Below are 25,736 nucleotides of genomic sequence, written 5' to 3'. Positions count from 1 at the left end.
TTGCGCTCTTCACTCAGCGCCCGTCACTCGTCGCTGACGAGTTCTTGTTCCTCGGCGAAGCGGTAGCCCACGCCCCAGACGGTCTGGACGTAGCGCGGGTTCGCCGGGTCGGGCTCGATCTTCGAGCGGAGGCGGTTGATGTGCGAGTTGACGGTGTGGCTGTAGCCGGCGTACTGGTAGCCCCAGACCTTGTCGAGGAGCTCCTGCCGGCTGTAGGCCCGGCCGGGGTGCTGGGCGAAGAGCGCGAGCAGGTCGAACTCCTTCGCCGTCAGCTCGACGGGCTCGCCGCCGAGGCGGACCTTGCGCTTCGAGACCTCGATCAGGAGGTCCCCGAGGGCGAGCTCGCCGACCTCTTCCTCGGGCTGGCCGAGTTCGACCCGGCGCAGGAGCGCCCGGACGCGGGCGATGAGTTCGCGGATCGAGAACGGCTTGGTCACGTAGTCGTCCGCGCCGAGTTCGAGCCCGAGCACCTTGTCGACCTCCTCGGACTTCGAGGTCAGCATCAGGATCGGCGTCGTGCGCTGGCTCGCCCGGATGGCCTTGCAGACTTCGAGGCCGTTCATGCCCGGCAGCATCAGGTCGAGGATGATGAGCGCGTACGGCTCCGCGAGCGCTTTCTGCAGACCGAGTGCCCCGTCAGCGACGGCGTCGACGCGGTAGCCGAGGTCGCCGAGGTGGAGCGTCAGCAGGTCGGCGATGTCGGGCTCGTCCTCGACGAGCAGGATAGCAGGGTCTTTGGTCATGGCAGGTGCGCGGCGTGGGTGGGTGTGGCAAGATAGGACCCGGCTACGCGGGGCCGGCGCGCGAGGATGTCACGGAAGGGTAAGATGCAGGGCACAATTCGTGACCCGTGATGCGCGAACCTGGCTTCAGCGATGGCATCAGACCTCACGTATCACGACCCGAAGCAAAGCGTCAGCTAATCACGCGTCACCCCGACATGCCGACGGGCGAAACGAGCCGTAGCCCGTCCCGCCCGTCGTGCGTCGCATGGGGCCGACACCCACGAGCCGGCCCGCTCTCCTTACTGCGACGTGATCGTGACGCGGATGATCTCCGACGGCGCGGGGTAGGTGAACCCGTCGTCGGTGCCCTGAACGCGGGTGACGACGCCGTTCTCGTCAACGCCCGTGTCGGGGCCGGCCTGGCGCGGGGCCTGGTTGAGCCCGACGCCCGGCTCCTCATCCACCTCGGTGCCGGCGTCGTAGAGACGGACCTGCGCCGTCACGTCGCCGCTGACGGCGGTGCCGCCGGGGAAGAGCTCGAGCCCTTGGCCGGGGAAGGTGTAGTAGAGGTCGTTCGACTGGATGTACATCGTCGCGAACGAGAGCAGCTCGCCCGGCGAGGCGTCGAAGGTGAACGTATAGCTTCCGCCGGGGCCGATGGGAGCCGGGGCGCTCGCGCCGACGGGCGTGTCGAACGCGCCGAGGCCGTTGATGCCGGCGACGCCCGCGAGTTCACCAGCGGCGACGGACGGGTCGCCGTCCTCGGCGATGGCCTCGATGCCGCCGCTGGCAGCGGTGCCGGACTCGAAGAACGCGACGGCGTCCGTGTGGACGGCGTAGGCACCGGGCGAGAGCGGAACAGTCAGGCCGGTGACCGGGGCCAGCTCCGCCGCACTCGGGGCGGGGTTGCCGTCCTCGGCGATGGCTTCGATGCCGCCGCTGGCTACCGCGCCACGCTCGAAGTACGCGATCATGTCCGAGTGCACGGCCCACGAGCCGGGCGAGAGCGGGATGTCCTGCCCGTTGACCTGGCCGCCGACGTTCTCGATGCGGAAGGTGAAGCCGACGTTGCCGTCGTGCTCGAGCGTGGCGCGGATGACCTCGTTGTTGCCGGGGTACTTGAACCCGTCGTTGACATCGACGACGCGCTGCACGACGCCGTTCTCATCGGTGCCGGTGTCGGGGCCAGGCTGACGCGGAGCCTGGTTCGGGCCGGTGCCCGGCTCCTCGTTGACCTCGGTGCCGGCGTCGTAGAGGTTCAACTCGGCCGTCACGTCGCCCGTGCGGGCCGAGCCGTCCGAGAGGTAGAGCGGGAGGCCGGAGCCGGGGAAAGCGTAGAAGAGGTCGTTCGACTGGATGAACATCGTCGAGAACGACAGGCGCTGACCGGGGCCGGCCGTGAACGTGACCTCATAGGCTCCGCCGGGACCGATCGGGGCCGGGTCGGACGCGCCGACGGGTGTGTTGAAGACGCCGCTTTTCAGCACCGGGTTGGCCGGGCCGACGTTGTCGATGGTGACGGTGAACGTGCGCGACTGGTCGACGGGGTCGATGTCGTCATCGTCGTCGCTGTCGCAGCCCGAGAGGACTGGGACGAAGAGCGCAAGCAGCACCGCGTAGGAGAGCAGTTTGAAAGACATGGTGGGATGGTCTAAGCGAGAGGAAACAGGATGAGGCCGGGGATGAGCCCCGGCACACAAGCAACCTAGCCTGCCAGTCGGACCCGCATCCTCACGGAAGTCTCACGCCGACGTGACGTTCGTGTACCATCGCACGGCCGCTATCCGGTCTCCCCCGATTGACAATGTGGGAACAGCCTATTATCCTATGTCGGTTGTATCCTGTAGCCTACGTCCTCTTGTGTTCCCCTACCCCTCATCGCCATGGAAATCCCGTCGCTCGTCCTCCGCCAGCTCTACACCTTCGGCAGCCTCCAGAACCACAACGGCGGCGTCCGCTTCAGCATCAAAAACCGGCTCACCGACGTCGAGCTGACCGGCCTCAAGGAGATCGCCATCGGTGACGAGCACATCCCGGCCGAGAACATCACGCTCACGCTCGACGATGGCCGCACCCTCCGGCCGAGCGACATCTCGGAGGACGACCCGCTCGCCTTCCCGCTCCGTGAGACGATGCACGTCAACGTCAACGGCATGAAGCTCGGCGAGGGCAGCTACGACCTCACGATTGGCTACCAGGCCGCCGGCTTCGGCGACCTCCAGTTCGAGGTCCGCGACGCGATCCGGCGCCCGCAGGACGAGAACCGGGCCCGCATTCCGCGCGACCGCGAGGACGACTACGGCGAGGACGCCATCGCCGCCCGGCACCGGTTCATCGAGGCGTTCAGCGAGATCGAACTCGAGCACGTCCCCCACTACTCGTTCGACCCGCACACGCTCCAGGGCAACGTCGAGAGCTTCGTCGGGGTGGCGCAGATCCCGCTGGGCATCGCCGGGCCCCTCCACGTCAAGGGCGAGTACGCGAAGGGCGAATTCCTCGTCCCGCTCGCGACGACCGAGGGCACGCTCGTCGCGAGCTACAACCGAGGCATGAAGGTCCTCAACCTCTCCGGCGGCGTCAAGTGCACCGTCTCCGACGACTGCATGCAGCGCGCGCCGGTCTTCATCTTCGAGAGCGCCCGCGAGGCGCGCGACTTCAAGCAGTGGCTCGCCGACAACACAGACCCGATCCGCGACGCTGCCGAGAGCACGACGAGCGTCGGCAAGCTGCTCTACATCGACACCTACCTCTCGAACAAGTTCGCCTTCTGCCGCTTCAACTTCTCCACCGGCGACGCCGCCGGGCAGAACATGGTCGGCCGCGCCACCTTCGCCGCGTGCTCCTGGATCCTCGACAACAACGACACCATCCGGCGCTTCTACCTCGAGAGCAACTTCGCCACCGACAAGAAGGCGAGCCAGGTCAACATCATGCGCACGCGCGGCAAGCGCGTCACCGCCGAGTGCACGGTCAAGGCTGAGGTGCTGCGCCAGCACATGCGCGTCGAGCCTGCCGGGCTGTACTACCACTGGGGCATCGCCGGGGCCGTCGGCTCGATCCTCTCCGGGGCCAACAACAACGGCCTCCACTCGCCCAACGGCATCACGGCCATGTTCATCGCGACGGGGCAGGACGTGGCGAACGTCTCGGAGTCCTCGGCGGCGCTGCTCTACTGCGAGCTGACGCCGGAGGACGACCTCTACATGTCGATCACGATCCCGTCGCTCATCATCGCCACCTACGGCGGCGGCACCGGGGGGGCGACGCAGCAGGAGTGCCTCAAGATGCTCGGCTGCGCCGGCAAGGACAAGGCCAAGAAGCTCGCCGAGATCATCGCGGGCGTCGTCCTCGCGGGCGAGATCTCGCTCGCCTCGGCGATCTCGTCCAACGACTGGGTCTCCAGCCACGAGCAGTACGGCCGCAACCGCTAGAACCCGGGTCTCGCTCTGGACGTTCGAGTGCCCCACCCTGTAAGACCGATGACGATCTACGCAACCTACGACGGTGCCGTGCTCCGCCCCGACGAGCCTCTCGACCTCGCCGAGGGCGAGCGCGTGCGCCTGACTGTCGAAGACCCCGAACCAGCACCAGCCGAGCCGTACTCCGCTTTCCGCATCATGGAGTCGCTTGACCTCGACGGTCCACCGGACTGGTCCGAAAATATCAACGAGTACGTGACCGGAGAGCGGAAGCTCGATGGGTGAGGTTTTACTCGACACGTCTCACGTAGTCGCACTGGCTTCCGCTGGAGATCAGCACCACGAAGTCGCTCGTCGCTGGCAACGTCATCTGGAGTCGGATGCTAACCGCATCGTCACGACGCAAGCCGTTCTGTTGGAGGTGGGCAACTCGCTCGCAGGGGGTCGCCTCCGACGCAGCGCTGTTGCCGTCATTGAAGGAATATTGCTCGACCCGTCTATCGAGGTCATTCCGCTTGCACCGGATCTATTTAACCAATCCTTCGACCTCTTCCGCGAACGGCTGGACAAAGAGTGGGGCCTCGTGGACTGCATTTCGTTCGTGGTGATGCGCGAGCGCGGCATCCAGGCTGCTCTCACCGCCGACATTCACTTCCGGCAGGCTGGGTTCCGCGCCCTGCTTCTCGAGGACGCGCCTTGACACGTAGCCGACAGCACCAGCACCCTGTCTGATGGCGGTGGAATACGACGTCGACTTCCGCGCGCGCCCCGAGTGCTACGAGATCGGCCGGGGCGAGCGCGGCGTGTTCAAGGTGCAGCCGTACAAGTCAGAGCTGCTCCCGCTGTGGTCGTTCAAGACGCCGGAGGCGGCGCGGACCTCGTCGGCTGCGATCTGGGCGAAGTTCGAGGCCTACCGCGAGGCGGGGGACTTCGTCGGGATGGACATGGCGCGGAAGTACCTCCAGATGGGCTACACGCGGGCGATGCGCTATGCGAAGTACCCCGGCGGTCGGAAGTACGACGCCGACCGCAACGTCCGCGAGCCCCTGCGCTGGGCCGACGCCGGGAAGCGCGAGGCCGCGCTGATTTTCGACGAGCGCCTCAAGGCGGCGAAGACGGACCCCGCCTACCAGCACCTTCGCGCCGAGCACCAGGCCCGTCCACGCTCCGGCGACTGCTGACCTCCCCCGACTGCGCGTCTACTGCGGATTCGGTACGTGGTAGGATCTATCTCTCCGTTGCCCCGTGAGGGCTGGATGCTACCACACGCCGACACGGCCCCAATGGGCGCAAGCCTCCTGTCCGACGCTCGCGGTATGAGCCGCCTCGCCGTCGATGCCACCGTGGGCGTGACGGACCTCGTGGAAGACATGCACCGGTCGGTCGCGCATCTCGCACCGCCCCTCGGGCTGTCCGCGCCGGGCCGGATGGGCGGACTCACCGGGTTCGTCTACCGCCGCGTTCGCGGTGTGACACGGGCGGCCGGTCGTGGCCTCGATGCGTTCCTCGCGCAGATCGCTCCCTACCTCGACTGCGAGAGCGAGGGGCCGCGCCGCGACGCCCTGCGCGCCGTCGTCAACGGCGTGGTCGGCGATCACCTTGCGGCCACGGGCAACCCGCTGGCGATCCCGATGCAGCTTCGGCACGGCAGGCGACCTCTCGCTCTCGACCGGCACGCGCTCCGAGCGCAGTTCGGGCCACGGCACGACCGGTTGCTGGTTCTCGTGCACGGCCTCTGCATGAACGATCTCGGCTGGACCCGCGACGGGCACGACCACGGCACCGCGCTCGCTCGCGAACTTCGCCTGACCCCTGTCTACCTCCGCTACAACAGCGGCCGAAGCATTGCGGAAAACGGCCGGGACTTTGCAGCCCTGCTCGACACGGTGTTGCAGACGTGGCCCGTGCCCGTACGCGAGATATCTATCCTCGGGCACAGCATGGGCGGGCTCGTCGCGCGGAGTGCGTGTCACTACGGAGCGCAGGCGGATCACGCATGGCTGCCAGCGCTGAAGCACATCGTTTTTCTCGGCACGCCGCATCACGGGGCTCCGCCAGAGCAGGCTGGCTCCCTCGTCGACCAGGCCCTCGGCATGAGCCCTTACACGGCACCGTTCGCCCGGCTGGGCCTCATCCGAAGCGCGGCGATCCAGGACCTTCGTCACGGAACGATACTCGACGAGCAGGAGCGGGGCCGGCGTCCCTCTCACGTACCGCTCGCCGAAGGGGTCGCGTGCTTTGCCGTCGCCGCGACGAGACAAACGCGCCGCGGGGATGCACTCGCCGATCTGCCGGGCGACGGCCTCGTTTCGGTCTGCAGTGCGCTGGCCCGGTGCCAGGGCCCCGCGCAGTCGCTCTCCATGCCTGACGCCCACCAGTACGTCGGCTACGGCCTACATCACTTCGACTTACTCAGCAGCCGGGTCGTGTTCGAGCGGATCGTCAGTTGGCTGAGCGACGCGCGACTCGGCGCATCGTCCCCTCCGCACTGAGCACTACCTCAGCCCCACTGACTGCCCATGAGTACGTTCGACCTCGATCACGGCCGCGACCTCCTCGCCCGTACGCCCGCCACGCTCGGCGCGCTCCTCCGCGACCTGCCCGAGCCGTTCGTCCACGCCGACGAGGGGGCTGGGACGTGGAGCCCGTTCGACGTGGTCGGCCACCTGATCCACGGCGAGCGAACCGACTGGATGGTTCGGGCGAGGCTGATCCTCACCGATGGCGGCCCACACGCCTTCGAGCCGTTCGACCGCTTCGCGCAGGAAGAAGCCAGCCGGGGCAAAACGCTGAACGAGCTGCTCGACGCCTTCGCCGCGCTCCGCGCCCAGAACCTCCGCGACTTCGATGCGCTCAGACTTGCCGAGGCAGGCCTTGACCGCCAGGGCCACCACCCCGACCTCGGCACGGTGACACTGCGGCAACTCCTGGCAACGTGGACCGTCCACGACCTCGGCCACATCGCACAGATCAACCGGGCAATGGCTAAGGTCTACCGCGACGCGGTCGGCCCGTGGCGGGCATACCTGTCGGTGCTGGACCGACGATGACCTGACGGGCAGGGATGACTTGACGGGCAGGATGGTGCGTCCGCCTCTATCTTCCGCCCGCTCTTCTGCTTCGCGCCCCGCCTCACCCCATGGCCGACCTCACCGCCTCGCCCGCCGCCGGCCGCTTCGGCACGTTCAAGGGCGTCTTCACGCCGAACGTCCTCACGATCCTCGGCATCATCCTCTTTCTGCGGACCGGGTGGGTCGTCGGGCAGGCCGGGCTGTGGGGGGCGCTCGCGATCATCCTGATGGCGAACGCGATCTCGTTCATGACGGGGCTGTCGCTCTCCGCGATTGCGACGAGCATGGACGTCAAGGCGGGCGGCAACTACTACCTCATCTCGCGCTCGCTCGGGCTCGAGATCGGCGGGGCGATTGGGATTCCGCTCTACCTCTCGCAGGCGATCTCGGTCGCGTTCTACATCATCGGCTTCACCGAGGCGATGGGGAGCCTCGCGTGGTTCGCCGCGCTCGACCCGCGGCTGATCTCGACCGGTGTGGCGCTCGCCTTCGTCGTGATCGCCTACGTCGGGGCCGACTTCGCGCTGCGGATCCAGTACGGCATCCTCGCAATCCTCGTCGCGGCGCTCGCGTCGTTCTTCACCGGCGACTGGGGCGATTTCGTGGAGCCGAACCTCACCCAGAGCTACACCGAGGGGATCAGCTTCTGGGTCGTCTTTGCGGTCTTCTTCCCCGCCGTGACCGGGATCGAGGTCGGGATCAGCCTCTCGGGCGACCTCAAAGACCCCTCGACGAGCATCCCGCGCGGAACGATTGCGTCCATTGTCCTCACGGCCGTCGTCTACATCGCGGCGGCGGTGTGGTTTGCGTTCCAGCTCACGGCCGGGGAGCTGATCACGAACACGCTTGCGATGGAGGAGATCGCGAGCGTCCCGGTGCTGATCCTCGCCGGCGTGGCGGCCTCCACGCTCTCGTCGGCGCTCGGGAGCGTCCTCGCTGCGCCGCGCACCCTCCAGGCGACGGCCCGCGACCGCGTCACACCCGGCTGGATGGCCGGCCAGCTCGGCAGCCCGACCGAGCCGCGCGTGGCCGTCCTCCTCACCGGCCTCGTCGCCGTCGGCGTCATCTGGCTGGGCGACCTCGACTTCGTCGCGCCGATCATCACGATGTTCTTCCTCAACACCTACGGGATGGTCAACCTCGTCGCGGCGACGGAGCGCCTCGTGGGCAACCCGAGCTTCCGGCCGCGCTTCAACGTGCCCGTGTGGGTGTCGCTTCTCGGCGGGCTGGGCTGCTACGGGGCGATGTTCCTCATCAACGCGCCGGCGACGGTGGGGGCGATCGTGATCTCGTACGGCATCTTCTTCCTCCTCAGCCGCCGCCGGATGGTGCGCACCTGGGGCGACGTGCGGAGCGGCATCTGGACCTCGATTGCGCGCTACGCCCTCCTCAACCTGGAGCGCCGCCCGCCGGATTCCGAGGCCGGGCGCAACTGGCGACCCAACATCGTGGTCTTCACCGGGCAGCCCCACAACCGCGAGCGCCTCGTCGCCCTCGCCGAGTGGCTGAGCCTCGGGCGCGGGATCGTGACCTTCGTCCAACTCATCACGGGCGAGACCGACGAGCAGAACAAGGTCCACCTTCGCGAATTCGCCGAGCGGCGCATCCGGGAGTACATCAAGGACCGGCGGATGGCGGCCTTCGCCGAGGCGAGCGTGGTGCCGGACTTCACGCACGGGGCGGTCTCGGTGGCGCAGGCGCACGGCATCGGAACGCTGGAGCCCAACGCCGTGCTGATGGGCTGGAGCCACACCGCGCCGGGCCGCGCCACACTCGTACGCCTCCTCCGCAACCTCGCCGACCTCGACAAGTCGGTCCTCTTCCTCCGGGTCGACGACAAGCGCGGCTTCGGGCGGCAGCAGGTGATCAACGTCTGGTGGGGCGGGCGCGGCGGCAATGCCGACCTGATGCTGCTGCTCGGCTACCTCATCGCGCGCAGCAACGACTGGCACCACGCCGAGCTGCGCCTCTCCCGCGTGGTGGACAGCGAGGAGGGGGCCGAGCAGACCCGCGACCACATCAACGCACTGCTAGAAGAGGTTCGGGTGGAGGCCACGCCCCACATCGTCGTGCGCGGCGAGGAGCCCATCGAGGCCCTCTTCGCCGAGCACAGCCGCGACGTGGACCTGACGATCCTCGGCATGCAAGCCCCCGACGCCGACGCGGCCGAACCCTACGGCGAGCGCCTCGACGCCTTCGCCGAGGCCGTCGGGACGGTACTGCTCGTCTACAACGCCCAGCCGGAGGAGGACTTGCTGTGACGTGCAGCGAGGATCAACGTAGACAGGGCGAAGGTATCTTCTGACCTACACGAGACGAGACCGTCCTGTTATGACCGACTGGAAAGAGCGCATCACGTTTAACCCGAAGCAGTGCGGGGGCCGCCCCTGCATCCGGGGGATGCGCATTCGTGTCACGGACGTGCTGGACCTCCTCGCCGCCGGTTTGTCCCGTCAGGACATCCTCAATGAGATGCCCGACCTGGAAGCCGAGGACATCGAGGCCGCCCTCCTCTTCGCGCGCAGCCGCGTGGATCACCCGGTGATTGCGGCGTGACGCTTTGGATCGACGCGCAAATGTCGCCCAATCTCGCGCTGTGGATCAGCGAGACCTTCGAGGACATCGACGCGGTCTCTGTCTGGCAGCTCGGTCTACGCAACGGGAAGAACGAAGCCATCGTGTCTGACACTCGTGTTACATTGCGTTCTACGACACTCAATACTCTCTAGCCGCCACGGCGCGTGCATTCTGGAATATGCATCGAATTATCTCTCTTATCCTTTGTTTTACTCTAATCTTAGTACTTTGTGAGGCATCCGCCCAAACAGTGAGAGGCTTGTATCCGAGTTTTGAGCCTTTCATTGCGTCTCGAATGTGGCCCTTGATGGGCGAAGGACAAGTATCAATGCCTATTGGAGAATCAGCAACTGAGATAGACAAGATCCTGAATGAAATAGACAACCTCTTCGATGGGGCAAGAGTTCTCGACGAGCTAGCCCCTGCCGGAGCTGCGGAAGACTCAGTGACTCTCGACCCTAGTCTAGGCATGACAGAACGTTTCCTGTGGACTATGATTCCGAGCACGTTCCTTCGACTACAGCCGCTGTGGCAAAAAGAAGAGTGGACTGAGGATGAAGTAAAATTCGCTCGCAGCGCGGCGCAATTAGTCGATACCTTAAGCCCTGAGAGTCATTTCGAGTTCCGTCTAAATCATGGCTTAGAGAATCATGAAAATCTTGACCGCATGATAGAGTGGTTTCGGGTGCAAGCTAAGGAGCCGCAGCGTTACGGATACATGATAATCACATTTGACGACGGACCCTGGTTAGCTCCGAGTTATTATTCAAGTGATAGTCTCACGACATTCGAGAGGGTGGCGATCAGCGACGAATTTGATTTGGAGCTATGCAAGACTGCTACCGATCAGTGGATTCTCCGAGGCGTAACGAATGGTGAGATCACGTGGATCAAGGTGTTATCTAAAGTTCCACCTGGTGACTTTGGGTTCTTGCCCTCTGCTGTGACTCCGCTAGGTTCCTACGGATGGAAGATCAATATGTCATTCGGAGAGTACACGCATGTCTACCTCGACGCCCAAAAAGAATTGCTGTTTTACTTCACATCTTGGTGACATAAAGTAGAAGCTGTCCAACTAGCGCGCAGACCTTAGTCAGATAACGTTACACTAGCACGATTAGTTAGAGGGTAAGCCGTGGGAGGAGCAAGCAGCGTTCTTCCGTGCGCGCGCTTCCGCTCTCCGCGAGCAGGAAGACCGTAGTGCTCGCAAGTCGGCGGTATAGACCGCGCTCGCAGGCCAACCCGACGCGGCGGCTTTTGCGCTGCTCCACCGCCCGCGTCTACGTTGCCTCAATCGACCCTATAGCCGTCACGAAGAGGTGGCGCTTGTGGAGCCTGCGCCCGCGCCGCTCTTCGGCCTGCACCCGCAGCCCCGCCGCCGCAAACCGCTCGCGCCACGCCGCGGCTGAACCGAAGCGCAACACTTCCTCTTCCATCCGCCCACCGGACCGCAGGCGGTTAGCAAGGCGGTCGGCGAAGGGAAGCCAGCGTCGGTCCCACGCGGTCTCGACGAGCGATTCGAGGACGACGACCCGGCCGCGCGTCACGCGCCGGGCCTCGCGGAGCACGGCGTCGGGGTCGGCGGCGTGGTGGAGGACGAAGGTGAGCAGCGTCACGTCGAAGCTGTCGTCGGCGAACGGGAGCCGGTGCCCATCATAGAGTACGAGCGCCAGGTCGGTCCGGTTGAAGTCGACCACGTCGGCCAGCACGACCTCCGCACCGAGATCGCGGGCGACGGCTTCGCCGACGAACCCGTCCCCCGCCCCGAGGTCGAGCACGCGGTCGGGCGCGCCGACGTGTGGGCGTATCCAGGTCCACTTGTCGCGGGCGCGCTTCCGCATGAGCGCAGGCAGCGCCGCGAGGACGACCGCTGTGCCGAGCAGCACCGCCCAGCCTGCCCAGCCGAGGACGACAGCCGTCCAGTACGGCGTCGCCCCGTGCGTGTAGAACAGGTAGGTGCCCACCGTGCCAACTGACAGCCAGAGCCAGGCCGCCGCGTGCAGCCGGACCGGCGGCCCCGACGCATCGCCGAGCGTCAGCGGGAGGAGCGCGAGGACGCCGAGGAGGTACCACGGGTGGACGGTCGTCGCGGTCGCCAGGAACAGGCCGAGGGCGGCGAGCCAGGTCCACACCAGCGGCCAGCGCTTGAGCCCGTCCGCCAGATAGATGCCGGCTAACCCAACCAGAAAATTGTTTTGCAATAACGGGCCAAGCGACTTGCTCACGTCGCCCCCCGTCCACGCTCGCCCCGCCTCCTTCAGCAGGTAGTATGGCCCGGCGTTGAACTCGAACAGTCCGGTGTAGAGCCCGAGCGACTCGGCCACGTTCGGCAGGACGAACGGCGCGGCGTACGGGGCCGCGAGCGCGACCGACACCGCGGCGGCGACCCACACCCAGCGCCACCCGACGCGCCGCAGCAGAAACGGCACGAGCACGAACGGCACCAGCTTGAACCAGCCCGCCACCGTCAGCGCGGCGACGGCCCACCCCGGCTTCGCCCGGTACACCGCCCACGCGGCGAGGAGCAGCATCCCGACCATCCCCGCCTCGGTGTGCCCCTGCCCCGCGATCTCGATGACCGCGAGCGGGTGCCACGCGCAGAGCACGAGCGCCCGCGCCGGCACGACGCGGCTGATCGTCCAGAGGCCCGCTAGCTCGATCCCGACGAAGACTGCCTTGATGACGTACCACGCGGCCGGCCACCCGAACAGCCCGCCGAGGGCAAACACAAGCTGCGACGCGGGCGGGTAGACCGAGAAGTAGTCCGACGAGTTGAGCTGCTCGAACAGGTCGGGGTACTGCGCGGCGAGGTCCGAGGGGCGGAACGCGTACGGGTTGATCCCGTCGATTTGCAGCAAGCCATCCCACACGTAGCGGTAGCCGTCGTCCGAGAGGCCCGGCAGGAGCGGAAACGCCGCGAGCCGGAACAGCACGGCGAGGCCGAGCACCTCGCGCATCGTCACGTCCTCCCGGTGCCACGCACGCACGACGAGGACCGTACCGAGGCACACTGCGGCGACAAAGCCGATCTCCGCCGCGTCGCTCTCCAGGGCAGCACACCCTACCGCCGCGCTCATCGCCGCGACGAGCAGCCCGCGCTCGGCGATCCACCTCGACCGACTGCGCTCCGTACTCACGAGGCGTCGTGCGTCCACGCGAGGCAGAGGCGCCGTCCGCCGGCCTCCAGCCACAGGCGCTCGGCGACGGTCGTCATGATGAAGAGGCCGCGCCCGCTCGTCGCCAGCGGGTCATCGGGGAGCGCGGCCCCGTCGAGGCGGTCCGCCGACATCCCCTCGCCCTCGTCCTCGACGCACAGCCGCGCCTCGCCGTCCGCGACCGAGCAGACGACCGTCACCTGCTTCGCCGCGTCGTACCCGTTCCCGTGCCCCGCCGCGTTCGCCACGGCCTCGCCGACGACGAGCAGCATCGCCTCGCGGACCTCGTCGGAAAGCCCGAGCGGCTCGGCAGCGTCTAGCACGAACGAGGACGCTGCGGTGACGGCGTCCGGGGTGCTGGGGAACGTGCGGGTCTGGGCGTTCATCGGGCCGGGGCGTCGCGGTAGGCGCGGGCAATCGTGGTGGCGACAAGGTAGCGCACGGCGGCATGCTGGAGCGCACCGGGCAGCGCGGGCAGCAGCGGGCGCAGCGTGGCGGCCACCGCCGGGCGCAGCAGCCACCGCACCGGCGACGCGACGAAGCCGAGGTTGGCCGCATTCATCGCCTCCGGGTGCTTCTCGAACAGCAGTGGCAGGTTGCTCCGCCCGAACGCGCGCAGCTTGCGGAGCCGGTCGCCGAGCGTGCCGTGCGCGTAGTGGTGGACGCGGGCGCGAGCCGAGTAGACCAGCCCGCCCGGCGCGTGCTCGTGCAAGCGGATGGCAAAGTCTATGTCCTCGCCGTAGGTGAACCGCTCGTCGAACCCGCCGACCGCGCGCACGGCCTCGGCCTTGACCGAGGTATAGCCTATGATAAAGTACTTGAAGTGCACAGCCTCGCCGTCCTGCCCTGCCGAGGCTCCGCGTCGTGACTGCACGTAGCGGTGGTATGGGTCGCGCAGGTTCAGCCCTTCGAGGACTGGGGACGAGACGACGCCGACCACGCCGGGGGCGCGGTGCGCGAGCGCGTGCTGCCGGACGAAGTCGGGCGCGGGCCGCATGTCGCCGTCGAGGAAGAGCAGCACCTTCCCTGTCGCCTCCGCGATGCCGGTGTTGCGCGCCGCCGCCCGGCCCCGGTTTGCCTCGTGCGCGATCACGCGAGCCGTTGAGCGCCCATCGATCAGGGTACGCAGCACGTCCCCCGAGCCGTCCCCAGAGCCGTCGTCCACGAGCACGATTTCCGCCGGGTGGTCCTGGTCGAGGAGGGCCGGTAGGGTCGTCGGCAGCGTGTCGGCCTGGTTGTAGACCGGGACGATGACCGAGACGCTCGGCAAGCCGTCGGCTGGCATGAGCTACAGCGTCAGCAGCGCCTTCGGCGTGCGGGTCAGCACCTCCGGCCCGTCCGCCCGCGCCACGACGAGGTCTTCGATGCGAACGCCGAAGCGCTCGGGCAGGTAGACGCCCGGCTCGACCGTCACGACCGCATTCTCGGGCAGGGTGTCATCGGCGCGGTGCGAGAGGCGTGGCCACTCGTGGACCTGCAGCCCGACCCCGTGGCCGAGCCCGTGCGAGAAGTGCTCGCCCAGCCCCGCACCCTCGATGATGCCGCGTGCGACGCCGTCCACGGCCTTGCCCGAGGCCCCGGCGCGGACGGCCTCGGTGGCGCGCTCCTGCGCCTCCAGCACGACGGCGTACGCCTTCCGCGCGGCCTCGCCCGGCTCGCCGACGGCGACGGTCCGCGTCATGTCCGAGGCATAGCCATCCAGCACGCAGCCCATGTCGATCACGACGAGGTCGCCCGGCCGGAACGTGCGGCTCGACGCCCGCGCGTGCGGCAGCGCCCCGTTCGGACCGGAGCCGACAATCGGCTCAAAGGCCATCACACTCGCGCCGCGCTTGAGGTGCTGGTAGACGATCTCGGCCGCGAGGTCCTGCTCGCTCACGCCCGGCCCGATGAGCGGCAGGATGGCATCGAAGACTTCTTCCGTCACCGCCTGCGCCCGCCGGATCGCCTCGATCTCCTCTTCCGTCTTCGAGGCGACCACTTCGCGCAGCAGGCCTGAGACCGACTCGAACATGGTCGCCGGAAACCGCGTGCGGAAGCTCTCCCACTGCGCGACCGTCACATGATCGCCTTGGACGAGTACCGTGCTGGCATCGCCGAGCAGCCCTTCACGCTCGACGTGCTCGACGAGGTTGGAGTCCGGGACGTGGACCTTCGCGCTCTCGACCTCGGCGGCGGCCTGCGCGGTGTAGCGCCCGTCGGTGAGGAAATGCGCGGCGTTCGGGCCAACGACGAGCAGCCCGTTCGAGCCCGTGAACCCGACGGCCCACCGGACGTCGGGCAGGAACGTGACAAGCGCCGCGTCGGCCCCGTGCTCGGCCGTCAGGCGGCGGATCGTGGCGAGGCGGTCAGACATGGAGGGTGGAGGATGGAAAATGGAAGATAGCAGCAGGGGCGAAATTGTGTTCTATCCTCTATTCGCCATCCTCCATCCTCCCTTCTCTATCCTCTCACGGAATAGTTCGGGGCCTCCTCAGTGATCGTCACGTCGTGCGGGTGGCTCTCGCGGAGGCCGGAGCCGGTGACGCGGACGAACTGCGCCCGCTCGTGCAGCGCCTCGATGTCGGGGCAGCCGCAGTAGCCCATCGCCGCGCGCAGCCCGCCGATCATCTGGTAGACGATCTCAGCGAGGTCGCCCTTGAACGGGACGCGGCCCTCGATGCCTTCGGGGACGAGCTTCTTGAGGTCGTCCTCGGCGTCCTGGAAGTAGCGGTCCTTCGAGCCTGCCTTCATCGCGCCGAGCGAGCCCATACCGCGATAGTTCTTGTACTTCCGCCCCTCGTAGAGCACCGTCTCGCCGGGGCTCTCGGCGACGCCCGCGAAGAGGCCGCCGATCATCACCGTGTCGGCCCCGGCCGCGAGCGCTTTGGGAATGTCGCCGGTCTGTTTGATCCCGCCGTCGGCGATCACCGGCACGTCGTACTTGTGTGCCGCGGCGGCGCACTGGAGGATGGCCGTAAGCTGCGGCACCCCGACCCCTGCCACGACACGCGTGGTGCAGATCGAGTTGTGAACAATGGCGTTGTCGGCGATGAAGCTGTGCGTCGGGCAGTCCACCTCGATGTCGTAGACCGGCATGGCGAGGCCTGTCTCTCGCAGCCCCAGTTTTTTGACGATCTGAAAGTCGTCGAGGTGGCGCTTGGCGTGTGAGACGTTGAGGCGCGAGCGGAAGCTCGGCAGGCAATCCTCGTCGCGGACGCCGACCAGCCCACCGGCGCTCCCCGGCTCGTACCGGCAGTTGGGGAAGCTGCCTTCGAGGAGCGCGCACAGCACGTTGAACAGCTCCGCGAGGCGCGGCGAGGTGTTGCGAAAGCTCTGTCGCCCGTCACTCGCAATGTGCCCATCGCTGGCGAGCAGCCCATCGAAAAGGCCCTGGAGGTACTCCGGGTTAGCGCAGAGAAACCGCGACGGCAGGTGCTTCTCGTCGCGTTTGCCGCAGAGCGCGAGCAGCCGCGCCCATTGCAGCGAGTAGAGGTGGATGTGGAGTACGTTGCGCTCCTCGGACGCGAGTGTCGGCCGCACGCCCGTGACGGCCTCGACGCAGTCCATGAGCTTCTCGGCGAGGTCGTATTCGTCGCCGCCGAAGTACCATGACACCCGCCCGACCTCGGAGTTGCGGGAGGGAGCGATGAAGGCATGCCCGTCGCCGAGGAACGTGCCGAAGAGGAACCCGAGGTCGTAGCTGTCTTCGATCTCGGTCTCGTACCGGTCGAGTTGCCGGTCCTTTCGGACGGCGAACTCCCGGAGGTCGATGCAGACGTGCTCGGGCAGTTCGAACGCAACGTCTCTCGGCAGCAGGAACGTGCCCCGCTCTACCTCAGCCACCTCGCTCCAGCGCAGCTTCGAGGCCCCGAGCCGTGTCGGCTGGGCGAGGGCAGCCGCATATCCCTGACTCGTGACGGTCGCCTCACTCACCGTGCTCAAATCGCCGATGAAGTAGCGGTGGTCAGGCGTGACGAGTGTCTCCGACAGCGAAGCCGTGTGTCGCACGCCGACGACCTCGCGCACGCCTGTGCACCACGCCCGCAGCACAGTCACCGGCTGCCCGTCCATGTTGATGACCCGGTCACCGGGGCGCACCTCCTCGATGCTTTTGTACGTCGCGTCCGCCATCAGCACCCGCGTGCCAGCGGCGAAGCAGCCTGGGCCGATACCAAGCTTCACGCCGTCAGCCCCGGCGAGGATGAGGTCTTCGGTGCCCTCCGGCGTCGCCACGTTGCCTGCGACGATTTCGAGGCCGCCGTGCTCGGTCTTGACGGTCTCAACCATCTTGAGGACGCCCTCGGAGTGTCCGTGCGCCGTGTCGATCGTGACGAAGTCGACCCCAGCCTCGACGAGCGCCGCGACGCGCTCGAGGGTGTCGGCCGTGATCCCGACCGCCGCGCCGACGATGAGGCGGCCGTGCTCGTCCTTCGAGGCGTTCGGGTGCTTGCGCTTCTTCTGGATGTCCTTGAACGTGATGAGCCCCTTGAGGAAGCCCTCGCCGTTCGTAACGGGCAGTTTCTCAATCTTGTGCTCCTGCAGGATCGCCTCGGCCTCGTCGAGGGTCGTCCCGACGGGCGCGGTGACGAGCGGCGAGGTCGTCATGATGCTCTCCAGGCGCGCCCCGCCGTCCGGCTCGAACCGGAGGTCGCGGTTGGTGACGATCCCGACGAGGTGGCGCTCCCCGTCCACGACCGGAATCCCGCCGATCCGGTAGCGCGCCATGAGCGCCCGCGCTTCGTCGACGGTCGCGTCCGGGCCGAGCGTGATCGGATCGAGGATCATCCCGCTCTCGGAGCGCTTGACGCGGCGGACCTCGGCGGCCTGCTGCTCGGCGGTCATGTTCTTGTGCAGCACGCCGGCCCCGCCTTCGCGGGCGATGGCAATCGCCAGGTCGGACTCGGTGACGGTGTCCATCGCTGCCGAGAGGACCGGGACGTTGAGGCGGATGTTTCGGGTCAGGCGCGACTGGAGCGAGACCGAACGCGGCATCACCGCCGACCGGGCCGGGACGAGAAGGACATCGTCGTAGGTCAGGCCTTCGAAAGCTATTTTCATTCCAATAACGGGTCTTTAGAATACCAGAGGCTTGAGCTTCACCGAGCGGCGGAGGCGGTTGATCTCGCGCGGCTTCAGCCGCCGCCACGCGCCCCGCTTCAGCGTGCCGAGGTCGAGGCCAGCGTACTGCACGCGCTCGAGGCGGTGGACGTCGTAGCCGAGCGCTTCGAACATGCGGCGGATCTGCCGGTTGCGGCCCTCGTGGAGGGCGAGGCCGACTTCGCGGGGATCGTCGGAGACGTACTCGGCGCGGTCGGCTTTGGCCGCCCCGTCGTCGAGGTCGATGCCTTTGCGGAGCGCGTCGAGGTCGTGCGGCCTGACGGGCGCGGAGGCGCGAGCAAGATACAGCTTCTCGACGGCGTAGCTCGGGTGCATCAGCCGGTGCGTGAGGTCGCCGTCATTCGTCAGCAGGAGGAGCCCCGTCGTGTCGCGGTCGAGCCGCCCGACCGGCACCACGCCGCGCGCGCGGGCGTCGTCGTCGAGCAGGTCCATCACGATGGCCCGGTCGCGGTCGTCGTCGACCGTCGTGATGGTGTTCTTCGGCTTGTTGAGCAGCACGTAGTCGAACGCCTGCTGCTGGATGAGCTGCCCCTCGACCTCTACGGCTTCGCCCGGCACGACCTTCGTTCCAAGTTCGGTGACGACGACCCCGCCCACGCGGACCTTGCCGGCGGCGATCAGTTCGTCGGCTTTGCGGCGCGAGGTGATGCCCGCCTGGGCGATGTAGCGGTTGAGCCGGACGGGCTCGCTGGGGTCGGGCGCGGCCCGGGACGACGCCTCGGCGCGCCGCTTCCGCTCGGCCACCTTGCGCCGCCGCGTGGACTCGGCACTACCCCTCTGCTTGCTGCGCTGCCGCTTCGCCATCGGACGATGCCTCCTGTTCGGGACGGGTCTCCCCCTCCGCTCCTGCTTCGATGTTGATGAGGAGTTCGGTACGCTCCTGGACGAAAGCCGGATCGTTAAGAAGCTGCTCGATTTCACGCGGGCGCGGCAACTCGTCGAGCGCGCTGAGCCCGAACTGTTCGAGGAAGAACCCGGTCGTCCCGTAGAGCAGCGGCCGCCCGACGGCCTCGGCCCGCCCCACGATCTCGACGAACGCTTTGTCGAGGAGCTTCTTGAGCGCGTAGTCCGAGTCGACCCCGCGCACGAAATCGACCTCGGGCTTGGTGACGGGCTGCTTGTAGGCGATGACCGCGAGCGTCTCCATCAGCGAGCGCGTCAGCCGCCGCTCGGCCTCCTCTGCGACAAACGCCTGCACGAACGGCGCGACTTCCCGGATCGTCGCCATCCGAAAGCCACCCGCCCAGCGCTCGATCCGAACCGCCCGCCCGGCCTGCTGGTAGGCCAGGTTGAGTGCGTCGACGGCCTCTTCGATGGTAGCCTCGTCCACGTCTTCGTTCCCGGTGACCGAGACGTAGACCTCCGCCACGGCGCGCGCCGTCACCGGCTCGTCGGCGGCGAACACGAGGGCTTCGGTGACACGTTCGAGAGGTTCCATGCGGTAAGCTACGCTACTCTTTGCTTGTCATCCCGAGCGGCGCAACGTGAAGCCGAGGGGTCTCTTCGGAGAAGCGTGTGACGGAGAGTCGAGGCCGTGCCCGGAAAGATCCCTCGACTACGCTCGGGATGACATGGTTCTTTCGTTGTGCTACACGTCTTCCCGTTTCAGGCTCACGGCGGCTTCGAGCGAGTCGTGGACGGCGGGGCGCTCGCCGGGGGCGAGCCAGAAGTCCTCGTCGGCGATGCCGTCGACGATCCGCAGCGCGTGGCGCTGGACGAGTTCGAGAATGGCGAGGAAGGTGGTGATGATGAACGGCTTCGAGCGCTGGGCGACGAGCGTCGTGAACGCCGTCCGGCCGCTGCGGATGCGGTCGAGGACGAAGGCCTGCTGCTCCTCCATCGTGTGCTCGTAACGCTGGACCGGGTGGATAAATGCCTCGTCGGGGGCCTGCGCGAGGACGCGCTTGAGGACCGAGATCAGGTCGAAGACCGACACGCGGTAGCTCGGCTCAGACTCCTCCTCGGCATGCACCTGCACGTCCGCGGCGGCACCCCGGACGAACTGCTCGCCGCGTTCTTCGAAGCGGCGGCCGAGGTGCCCAGCAGCCTCCTTGTAGCGCATGTATTCGAGCAAGCGCTGGACGAGTTCGGCGCGAGGGTCGATGGGGTCGCCCTCGTCGTCCAGGTCGGGCCGGGGCAGGAGCAGCTTGGCCTTGATGCTGATCAGGATCGCGGCCATGTAGACGAAGTCGCCGACGCCGTCGAGGTCGATCTCTTCGAGGACGCGGACGTAGGCGAGGTACTCGTCGGTGATGCGGGCGACGGGGATGTCGTGGATGTCCAGCTCATCGCGGCGGATGAAGAACAGGAGCAGGTCGAGCGGCCCCTCGAAGTTCTGAAGCTGAACCCTGTACACGGTCAGGAACGGAAGAGTGGAAGTGGGAAAGAGTGGAAGAGGATCGGTCTCCACCGTCTAGCCAGCAGTGCTCGTTTTCTTCCGCTCCTCCGCTCCTCCGCTCCTCCGCTCCCGAAACCAGTCGACCGTCCGGCTCAGCCCGGTCTCCAGCTCCACCTTCGGCTCCCAGCCGAGCGTCTCGCGGGCGTGCGAGACGTCGAGGACGCTCCGCTGCTGCTCGCCGGGCTTGGCCTCGGCGTGTTGCTCCTCGGCGTGGCCGCCGGTGAGGTCGTTGAGCACCCGGAAGAGGGTGTTGACGCTCGTCTCGCGCCCGGTGCCGACGTTGAACACGTCGGAGGCGTCGTGGTCGAGTCCCGCGAGGACGGCCTCGACCACGTCGCCGACGTAGACGTAGTCGCGCGTCTGCTCGCCGTGCCCGTAGATCACGGGCTGCTTGCCGTCGAGGAGGCGCTCGGCGAAGATGGCGACGACGCCGGCCTCGCCGTGCGGGTTCTGGCGCGGGCCGTAGACGTTGCCAAACCGCATCGCAGCCCACTGGATGCCGTAGCTCTGCTCGTAGAAGTAGAGATACTTCTCGGTGACGAGCTTGGTGATGCCGTAGGGCGAGAGCGGGCGCTGCGGATGCGCCTCCGGCTGCGGCCCGCCGCCGTTCACCGCTGGGTCGGGGTCGCCGTAGATCGCCCCGCCCGTCGAGGAGAAGACGACCTTCCTCAGCCCCGCCTCGCGCCCGGCTTCCATCAGGTTCAGAAACCCGAGCACGTTCACGTCGGCGTCGAAGCGCGGGTCGGCGACGGAGCGCCGGACGTCCATCTGCGCCGCGAGGTGGACGAGCGCGTCGAACCGCTCGCTCCGCACGAGGTCGGCAGCGGCGTCCGAGCGGATGTCGAGCTCGTGGAAGGTCGCGCCGTCGGGGACGTTCTCGCGGCGGCCGCCGGAGAGGTCGTCCGCGACGTGGACGTCGTAGTCGCGGGCGACGAGCGCGTCGGCGACGTGGGAACCGATGAATCCGGCACCGCCGGTGACGAGGACTTTCATAGGAACGGATCGGGGGTCGAGAGTCGGGCGTGTCGTTTCCGAAGGTACGTGCGAGGAGACCGTCTCTGGGCAGCTGCGCTGCCCTCTGCCAACGCAGCGCAGGCCGACTCGGTCCGCCTGCACCTGCCGGGTGACGTACCTTCGGAGCCCACCTCTGATCGACTGCATGCCCCTCTCCCCTCGCTGCCTCGCTGCCTCTATCCTTGCTGTCGCGTGGACTACCCTCGCCGCTTCCGCACCTATCGCTCAGCCGGCTGAGACAGACACGCTGGATACCGAAGCGCTCGGCGTCGTAGAAGTGACGGCAGCCGCGCCGTACGCGCTCGCTGGGACCGCCGCGCCGCCCGCCCTCACCGTCCGCGAACGCGCCGAGGCGGAGACTGCGACCGACCCCGCGCTCGGACTTGGGGCCGCGCTCGCAGGCGTTCCCGGCCTCTGGGTCTCGGGCCGCGAGAGCCGCGCCCAGGGCGAGCGTCTCCTCGTGCGCGGCATCGGCTGGCGCGCCGCCTTCGGTGTGCGCGGCACCCACGTCCTCCTCGACGGCGTCCCGCTTACGCTCCCCGACGGCCAGACGCAGCTCGACGTGGTCGACCCCGCCCTCGTCCGACGCGCCGAGGTCGTGCGCGGCCCCGCCTCGACGTTCTGGGGGTCAGGGGCCGGAGGCGTCGTGGCACTCTCAACGGAAGCTCCGGCGTCTGCGCCTGCTGCGACGGCCCGCGCTGTCGGCGGCGGATATGGGACGGCATCGGGCACCGTTGCCGTACGGCCGAACCTCGGCGCGGGACGGCGGCTCGCGGTGTGGGGGTCGTACCTCGACGAGGACGGCTACCGCGACCACGGCTCGGCCCGCCTCTGGCGAAGCGGGGTCTCGGGCCAGGCTGATGTAGCCGGCGGGACGCTCGGCGTAGTCGGGCTCCTCGCGCACGCGCCGAGGCTGGAGTCGCCCGGCGGGATCTCGGCGGAGGCCGCCGCCGAGGACCCGCGCCAGACGCGCGAGATCGTCGTCGCCCGCGACGCGAGCAAGCGGCTCACGCAGGGCCACCTCGGGGTGACGTTTGCGCGGCCTGTCGGCGGCGTCACGCTCCGGGCGATGGCGCACGGCGGGCTCCGGGCCCTCGACAACCCCATCGTCCCACGCTACATCGAACTCAACCGCCAGACGGCCGGGCTTCGCCTCTCCGCCGAGGGCGAGGCCGGACGGATTCGCTGGGCAGTCGGCACCGAGGGCGAGCGCCAGCGCGACGACCGCCTCGAATCGGCCAACGACGACGGCGCGCCGGGCGAGATCCTCACCAATCAAGTCGAGACCGTCCTCTCGGGTGCGCTCTTCGGTCGCATCGAGGTGCCGCTCGCGCCGGGCCTCACGGCGAGCGCCGCCGCCCGCGCCGACGCGCTGGGCTACCGCGCCGACGCGGCTGGCCTGGCGGCGGACACACGGACGCTCCGGGCGGTCTCGCCGTCGGTGGGGGTCGCGTACTCGGGTGCGACCCCACGCCTCGCGTACACCCTCTTCGCCAACGCTGCCGGTGCCCTTGACGCACCGACGACGACCGAACTCGGCAACCGGCCTGACGGCGAGCCCGGCTTCGACCCGGCGCTGGAGCCGGAGCGGACGTGGGGCACCGAGGCCGGGGCTCGCCTCGCCCTCGCTATGCCGAGTAGCGGCACCCTCGGACTCGACCTCGCCGTCTTCGCCGCGACCGTCGACGACCTCCTCGTCCCGTTCGAGATCGACGAGGTGACGTTCTTCCGCAACGAGAGCCGGACGACGCACGTCGGCGTCGAGGTCGGACTCCAGGCCCGGGCGGTGCCCCTCGCGGGTGGACGACTCGACGGTGCCGTCGCCTACGCCTACACGCGGGCGCGCTTCGCCGAGAGCGCGGGCGCGCTGACGGTCGAGGGCAATGCGGTGCCGGGGGTGCCGGACCACCTCGCGACGGGGACGCTGACGTGGGTCGGGCCGCACACGCTCCCGCTCGTCGTCGGATTCGCGGCCGAGGCTGCGAGCAGCTACCCCGCCGACAGCGCAAATGAAGCTGAGGCAGACGCCTACGCCGTCGTTCACCTCCGCCTCGGCGCGTACGCCCTCCGACTGGCAGGCGGCCTCGCGGCGAGTCCGTTCGTCGAGGTCCGCAACGTGGGCGACGCGCGCTACCTCGGCTCGGTCGTCGTCAACGCCTTCGGCGGGCGCTACGCCGAGCCGGCGGCAGGGCGGCACGTCCTCGCCGGGCTGACCCTCACACTCCGCTAAGCGGCATCTCGACCGACTAGACCGCGCCCGGACCACGCGCAGCGCCGTCGCGTATTTACTCCTCCCCTCTCGACCCATTGCACCTCCGAGCCATGACTGCCTCGTCTTTTCGATCCGCCCCCGCCGCGTGGCGCTACCCCCTCCTGCTCACGCTCATCGCGGCCTTCGTCGCCTGCAGCACGCCCGACCCCGCGTCGGCCCAGGACGGCAACCGCGCACCCGGCGGCGCGGCGAACAGCCAGCAGTCCGTCCCCGGCACCGCTGCCGGCGCGCCCGTCGAGACCGCCCCGCCGAACGTGCCCGAGTTCGAGCCGGCCTTCCTCGGCCAGACCCGCGCCCCGGCCGTGCAGACCGAGACTGAGCTCGCCGTCGAGACCATCGCCGAGGGCCTCGTCGAGCCGTGGGCGATTGCGTTTCTGCCCGACGGGCGGATGCTGGTCACCGAGAAGCCAGGCCGCCTCCGGATCGTCTCGACCGACGGCGCGCTCTCGGCCCCCATCGAGGGCATTCCCGACGTGGACGCGCGGCGCCAGGGTGGTCTGCTCGACGTGGAGCCTGCCCCGACCTATGCCGCTGACAGCGTGGTCTACGTCAGCTACTCCGAGCCGCGCGAAGGCGGCAACGGCCTCGCCGTCGCTCGCGGCCGGCTCGTGGAGAGCGAGGACACCGCACCCCGACTCGACCGCGTCGAGGTCGTCTTCCGCATGATGCCGACGCTCGAATCCACGCTCCACTCCGGCGGGCGGCTCGTCTGGGCGGAGGACGGCCACCTCTTCGTCACGCTCGGCGAGCGGTCCGTTCTGGAAGGCCGCCACCAGGCTCAGGACCTCGGCAGTCACTTCGGCAAGATCGTCCGCGTCCGGGCCGACGGTGCCGTCCCGCCGGACAACCCGTTCGTGGATACCGAGGGCGCACGGCCGGAGATCTGGTCGAGCGGCCACCGCAACGTCCTCGCCGCCGCCTTCGACGCCGACGGGCAGCTCTGGGAGGTCGAGATGGGGCCGCAGGGCGGCGACGAACTGAACCTCGTCCGGCCAGGCCTGGACTACGGCTGGCCGACCATTGGCTACGGCGAGGAGTACTCCGGGCAGCGCATCCACCGGCGGACGCAGGCCGAGGGGATGGAGCAGCCGGTCTACTACTGGGACCCGGTGATCTCGCCCTCGGGGATGACGTTCTACTCGGGCCGCCTCGTGCCGGAGTGGGCGGGCAACGCCTTCATCGGCGGCCTGTCGAGCCGGGCGCTCGTCCGCGTCGTGATCGACGGCGAGCGCGTGGTCGGCGAGGAGCGCCTGCTCACCGACCTCGGCGAGCGCATCCGCGAGGTCGTCGAAGGCCCCGACGGCGCGCTCTACCTAGCGACCGACGACCGCAACGGCCGCATCCTCCGCGTCGCCCCGCGCGACTGATACCTGTTCGCTGAGATGATGGTGCATGGGACCTGCCCAGCGCCCCGTCTCAACCGCTGTAGGGGCGTAGCATGCTACGCCCTTACGACACTGGGACGCACCACGAACTCGGAGAGCCGGTATGGAACGGCTGCCTACACTCTCTCTGTTTCCGAGTCTTCCGTTCGCAGACCGCTCGACGCCCAGACGTATGGCCAGCGAGACGACCTCAGCCACGGTTCCACGACCGATCCTGACGAGGTTTGTGGAACTCAGCCTCAGCTTCAGCCTGCGGGATGCCCTGCCCCTCCTGAGCTAACCCCACCTCGATCTTGCGGAGGAGAATGAGCCGCTCGATCACATCGTCGAGTGAGGTTCCGTCCGGGAGTGACTGCACGATCCGAACGATGTCGGCTTTCGATTGGATAGCAGACATAGCGGAGGTCGTTAGTTTACGGAGGTACGCGGGTGATGATCGCGTGCTCGCCTAGAGCGTGTTATGGACTCGGTCAGGTCTTAGCTTTTCTGCCCAAGACGCCCGTCATTCCCGCGCAGGCGGGAATCCACGCCACGATGGCACCGCGTGCCGACGCTGCATGGATTCCCGATCTGGGTCGGGAATGACTCGGTTTCGGGGCTTGTGACATCAGAACGGCGTT

The 25,736-nt window shown here is 68.0% G+C and carries 22 protein-coding genes and 2 pseudogenes; 11 read left to right on the top strand and 13 right to left on the bottom strand.

Translation table 11 applies throughout. The features are described from left to right. Positions 1-23 precede the first annotated feature (23 nt). Both AAGI91_13495 and AAGI91_13490 read right to left on the bottom strand, forming a co-directional pair. Positions 24-743: a response regulator transcription factor gene (locus AAGI91_13495; GenBank protein ID MEM1043629.1), complete on the bottom strand. Its 720-nt coding sequence runs from the start codon at positions 741-743 to the stop codon at positions 24-26. 281 nt (positions 744-1,024) lie between these two features. Beyond that, positions 1,025-2,365, bottom strand: coding sequence for a spondin domain-containing protein (locus AAGI91_13490; protein ID MEM1043628.1), 1,341 nt, complete (start codon positions 2,363-2,365; stop codon positions 1,025-1,027). A 243-nt stretch (positions 2,366-2,608) separates the two neighbouring features. Here AAGI91_13490 and AAGI91_13485 point away from each other — a divergent pair, with 243 nt between their 5' ends. From AAGI91_13485 to AAGI91_13445, 9 genes are all read left to right on the top strand, one after another. Then, the gene (locus AAGI91_13485; protein ID MEM1043627.1) at positions 2,609-4,156 is read left to right on the top strand and encodes a hydroxymethylglutaryl-CoA reductase; all 1,548 of its coding nucleotides are present in this window, start codon (positions 2,609-2,611) and stop codon (positions 4,154-4,156) included. Between the two features lie 48 nt (positions 4,157-4,204). Next, a complete protein-coding gene (locus AAGI91_13480; protein ID MEM1043626.1) occupies positions 4,205-4,429 on the top strand; it encodes an antitoxin family protein in 225 nt (74 codons plus the stop codon). Then, positions 4,422-4,844 carry a PIN domain-containing protein gene (locus tag AAGI91_13475; GenBank protein MEM1043625.1) on the top strand — a complete coding sequence of 141 codons (423 nt, stop codon included), beginning with the start codon at positions 4,422-4,424 and terminating at the stop codon, positions 4,842-4,844. The genes AAGI91_13480 and AAGI91_13475 overlap by 8 nt, the downstream gene beginning before the upstream one ends. Positions 4,845-4,875: 31 nt before the next feature. Then, the gene (locus tag AAGI91_13470) at positions 4,876-5,325 is read left to right on the top strand and encodes a DUF4385 domain-containing protein (protein MEM1043624.1); all 450 of its coding nucleotides are present in this window, start codon (positions 4,876-4,878) and stop codon (positions 5,323-5,325) included. 135 nt (positions 5,326-5,460) lie between these two features. After that, a complete protein-coding gene (locus tag AAGI91_13465) occupies positions 5,461-6,636 on the top strand; it encodes an alpha/beta hydrolase (protein MEM1043623.1) in 1,176 nt (391 codons plus the stop codon). Between the two features lie 27 nt (positions 6,637-6,663). Further along, entirely contained in the window at positions 6,664-7,194 is a 531-nt protein-coding gene (locus AAGI91_13460) for a DinB family protein (GenBank protein MEM1043622.1), read from the top strand. 89 nt (positions 7,195-7,283) lie between these two features. Continuing rightward, positions 7,284-9,476 (top strand): amino acid permease, encoded by a 2,193-nt coding sequence (locus AAGI91_13455; protein ID MEM1043621.1) that lies wholly within the window; start codon positions 7,284-7,286, stop codon positions 9,474-9,476. 70 nt (positions 9,477-9,546) lie between these two features. Next, a complete protein-coding gene (locus tag AAGI91_13450) occupies positions 9,547-9,771 on the top strand; it encodes a DUF433 domain-containing protein (protein ID MEM1043620.1) in 225 nt (74 codons plus the stop codon). Between the two features lie 328 nt (positions 9,772-10,099). Then, positions 10,100-10,846, top strand: a complete 747-nt coding sequence (locus AAGI91_13445; GenBank protein ID MEM1043619.1) for a hypothetical protein — start codon at positions 10,100-10,102, stop codon at positions 10,844-10,846. 226 nt (positions 10,847-11,072) lie between these two features. On the opposite strand, the gene AAGI91_13440 is transcribed toward AAGI91_13445, so the two are convergent. The 10 genes and pseudogenes from AAGI91_13440 to AAGI91_13395 all read right to left on the bottom strand — a co-directional run bounded on the left by AAGI91_13440 (position 11,073) and on the right by AAGI91_13395 (position 21,438). Continuing rightward, on the bottom strand, positions 11,073-12,947 hold the full coding sequence (locus tag AAGI91_13440) for a methyltransferase domain-containing protein (protein ID MEM1043618.1): 1,875 nt from the start codon (positions 12,945-12,947) through the stop codon (positions 11,073-11,075). Then, complete coding sequence (locus tag AAGI91_13435; protein ID MEM1043617.1) at positions 12,926-13,333, bottom strand: ATP-binding protein; 408 nt, start codon at positions 13,331-13,333, stop codon at positions 12,926-12,928. Before AAGI91_13435 ends, AAGI91_13440 begins: the two co-directional genes overlap by 22 nt. Continuing rightward, positions 13,330-14,232, bottom strand: a complete 903-nt coding sequence (locus AAGI91_13430) for a glycosyltransferase (GenBank protein MEM1043616.1) — start codon at positions 14,230-14,232, stop codon at positions 13,330-13,332. Before AAGI91_13430 ends, AAGI91_13435 begins: the two co-directional genes overlap by 4 nt. A gap of 3 nt (positions 14,233-14,235) precedes the next feature. Further along, entirely contained in the window at positions 14,236-15,303 is a 1,068-nt protein-coding gene (locus AAGI91_13425) for a Xaa-Pro peptidase family protein (protein ID MEM1043615.1), read from the bottom strand. Between the two features lie 86 nt (positions 15,304-15,389). After that, positions 15,390-15,953: pseudogene (locus AAGI91_13420) on the bottom strand (IMP dehydrogenase). 981 nt (positions 15,954-16,934) lie between these two features. Beyond that, a pseudogene (locus AAGI91_13415) lies at positions 16,935-17,987 on the bottom strand (IMP dehydrogenase). 15 nt (positions 17,988-18,002) lie between these two features. Further along, positions 18,003-18,851 carry a pseudouridine synthase gene (locus AAGI91_13410; protein MEM1043614.1) on the bottom strand — a complete coding sequence of 283 codons (849 nt, stop codon included), beginning with the start codon at positions 18,849-18,851 and terminating at the stop codon, positions 18,003-18,005. Further along, positions 18,817-19,485 carry an SMC-Scp complex subunit ScpB gene (gene scpB, locus AAGI91_13405; GenBank protein ID MEM1043613.1) on the bottom strand — a complete coding sequence of 223 codons (669 nt, stop codon included), beginning with the start codon at positions 19,483-19,485 and terminating at the stop codon, positions 18,817-18,819. Before scpB ends, AAGI91_13410 begins: the two co-directional genes overlap by 35 nt. Before the next feature lie 150 nt (positions 19,486-19,635). Beyond that, positions 19,636-20,403, bottom strand: coding sequence for a segregation/condensation protein A (locus AAGI91_13400; GenBank protein ID MEM1043612.1), 768 nt, complete (start codon positions 20,401-20,403; stop codon positions 19,636-19,638). A 57-nt stretch (positions 20,404-20,460) separates the two neighbouring features. Beyond that, positions 20,461-21,438: an NAD-dependent epimerase/dehydratase family protein gene (locus AAGI91_13395; protein MEM1043611.1), complete on the bottom strand. Its 978-nt coding sequence runs from the start codon at positions 21,436-21,438 to the stop codon at positions 20,461-20,463. 166 nt (positions 21,439-21,604) lie between these two features. Between AAGI91_13395 and AAGI91_13390 the strand changes: the two genes are divergently transcribed. Then, positions 21,605-23,689, top strand: a complete 2,085-nt coding sequence (locus AAGI91_13390) for a TonB-dependent receptor (GenBank protein MEM1043610.1) — start codon at positions 21,605-21,607, stop codon at positions 23,687-23,689. 92 nt (positions 23,690-23,781) lie between these two features. Continuing rightward, positions 23,782-25,098, top strand: a complete 1,317-nt coding sequence (locus AAGI91_13385) for a PQQ-dependent sugar dehydrogenase (GenBank protein ID MEM1043609.1) — start codon at positions 23,782-23,784, stop codon at positions 25,096-25,098. 208 nt (positions 25,099-25,306) lie between these two features. On the opposite strand, the gene AAGI91_13380 is transcribed toward AAGI91_13385, so the two are convergent. Next, positions 25,307-25,513, bottom strand: coding sequence for a hypothetical protein (locus AAGI91_13380; GenBank protein MEM1043608.1), 207 nt, complete (start codon positions 25,511-25,513; stop codon positions 25,307-25,309). Positions 25,514-25,736 lie beyond the last annotated feature (223 nt).

The organism is Bacteroidota bacterium, from assembly GCA_038746285.1.
Classification (GTDB): Bacteria; Bacteroidota; Rhodothermia; order Rhodothermales; family JANQRZ01; genus JANQRZ01.
This window is presented reverse-complemented; position numbering and strand designations above follow the sequence as displayed.

Bases quoted from the DNA above. Each gene is read 5' to 3' on its own strand.
- AAGI91_13465 (MEM1043623.1), top strand. From the start codon at position 5,461: ATGAGCCGCCTCGCCGTCGATGCCACCGTGGGCGTGACGGACCTCGTG.
- AAGI91_13450 (MEM1043620.1), top strand. From the start codon at position 9,547: ATGACCGACTGGAAAGAGCGCATCACGTTTAACCCGAAGCAGTGCGGG.
- AAGI91_13485 (MEM1043627.1), top strand. From the start codon at position 2,609: ATGGAAATCCCGTCGCTCGTCCTCCGCCAGCTCTACACCTTCGGCAGC.
- AAGI91_13495 (MEM1043629.1), bottom strand. From the start codon at position 743: ATGACCAAAGACCCTGCTATCCTGCTCGTCGAGGACGAGCCCGACATC.
- AAGI91_13390 (MEM1043610.1), top strand. From the start codon at position 21,605: ATGCCCCTCTCCCCTCGCTGCCTCGCTGCCTCTATCCTTGCTGTCGCG.
- AAGI91_13430 (MEM1043616.1), bottom strand. From the start codon at position 14,232: ATGCCAGCCGACGGCTTGCCGAGCGTCTCGGTCATCGTCCCGGTCTAC.
- scpB (MEM1043613.1), bottom strand. From the start codon at position 19,485: ATGGAACCTCTCGAACGTGTCACCGAAGCCCTCGTGTTCGCCGCCGAC.
- AAGI91_13460 (MEM1043622.1), top strand. From the start codon at position 6,664: ATGAGTACGTTCGACCTCGATCACGGCCGCGACCTCCTCGCCCGTACG.
- AAGI91_13395 (MEM1043611.1), bottom strand. From the start codon at position 21,438: ATGAAAGTCCTCGTCACCGGCGGTGCCGGATTCATCGGTTCCCACGTC.
- AAGI91_13455 (MEM1043621.1), top strand. From the start codon at position 7,284: ATGGCCGACCTCACCGCCTCGCCCGCCGCCGGCCGCTTCGGCACGTTC.
- AAGI91_13475 (MEM1043625.1), top strand. From the start codon at position 4,422: ATGGGTGAGGTTTTACTCGACACGTCTCACGTAGTCGCACTGGCTTCC.
- AAGI91_13410 (MEM1043614.1), bottom strand. From the start codon at position 18,851: ATGGCGAAGCGGCAGCGCAGCAAGCAGAGGGGTAGTGCCGAGTCCACG.
- AAGI91_13445 (MEM1043619.1), top strand. From the start codon at position 10,100: ATGGGCGAAGGACAAGTATCAATGCCTATTGGAGAATCAGCAACTGAG.
- AAGI91_13480 (MEM1043626.1), top strand. From the start codon at position 4,205: ATGACGATCTACGCAACCTACGACGGTGCCGTGCTCCGCCCCGACGAG.
- AAGI91_13435 (MEM1043617.1), bottom strand. From the start codon at position 13,333: ATGAACGCCCAGACCCGCACGTTCCCCAGCACCCCGGACGCCGTCACC.
- AAGI91_13385 (MEM1043609.1), top strand. From the start codon at position 23,782: ATGACTGCCTCGTCTTTTCGATCCGCCCCCGCCGCGTGGCGCTACCCC.
- AAGI91_13425 (MEM1043615.1), bottom strand. From the start codon at position 15,303: ATGTCTGACCGCCTCGCCACGATCCGCCGCCTGACGGCCGAGCACGGG.
- AAGI91_13490 (MEM1043628.1), bottom strand. From the start codon at position 2,365: ATGTCTTTCAAACTGCTCTCCTACGCGGTGCTGCTTGCGCTCTTCGTC.
- AAGI91_13470 (MEM1043624.1), top strand. From the start codon at position 4,876: ATGGCGGTGGAATACGACGTCGACTTCCGCGCGCGCCCCGAGTGCTAC.
- AAGI91_13380 (MEM1043608.1), bottom strand. From the start codon at position 25,513: ATGTCTGCTATCCAATCGAAAGCCGACATCGTTCGGATCGTGCAGTCA.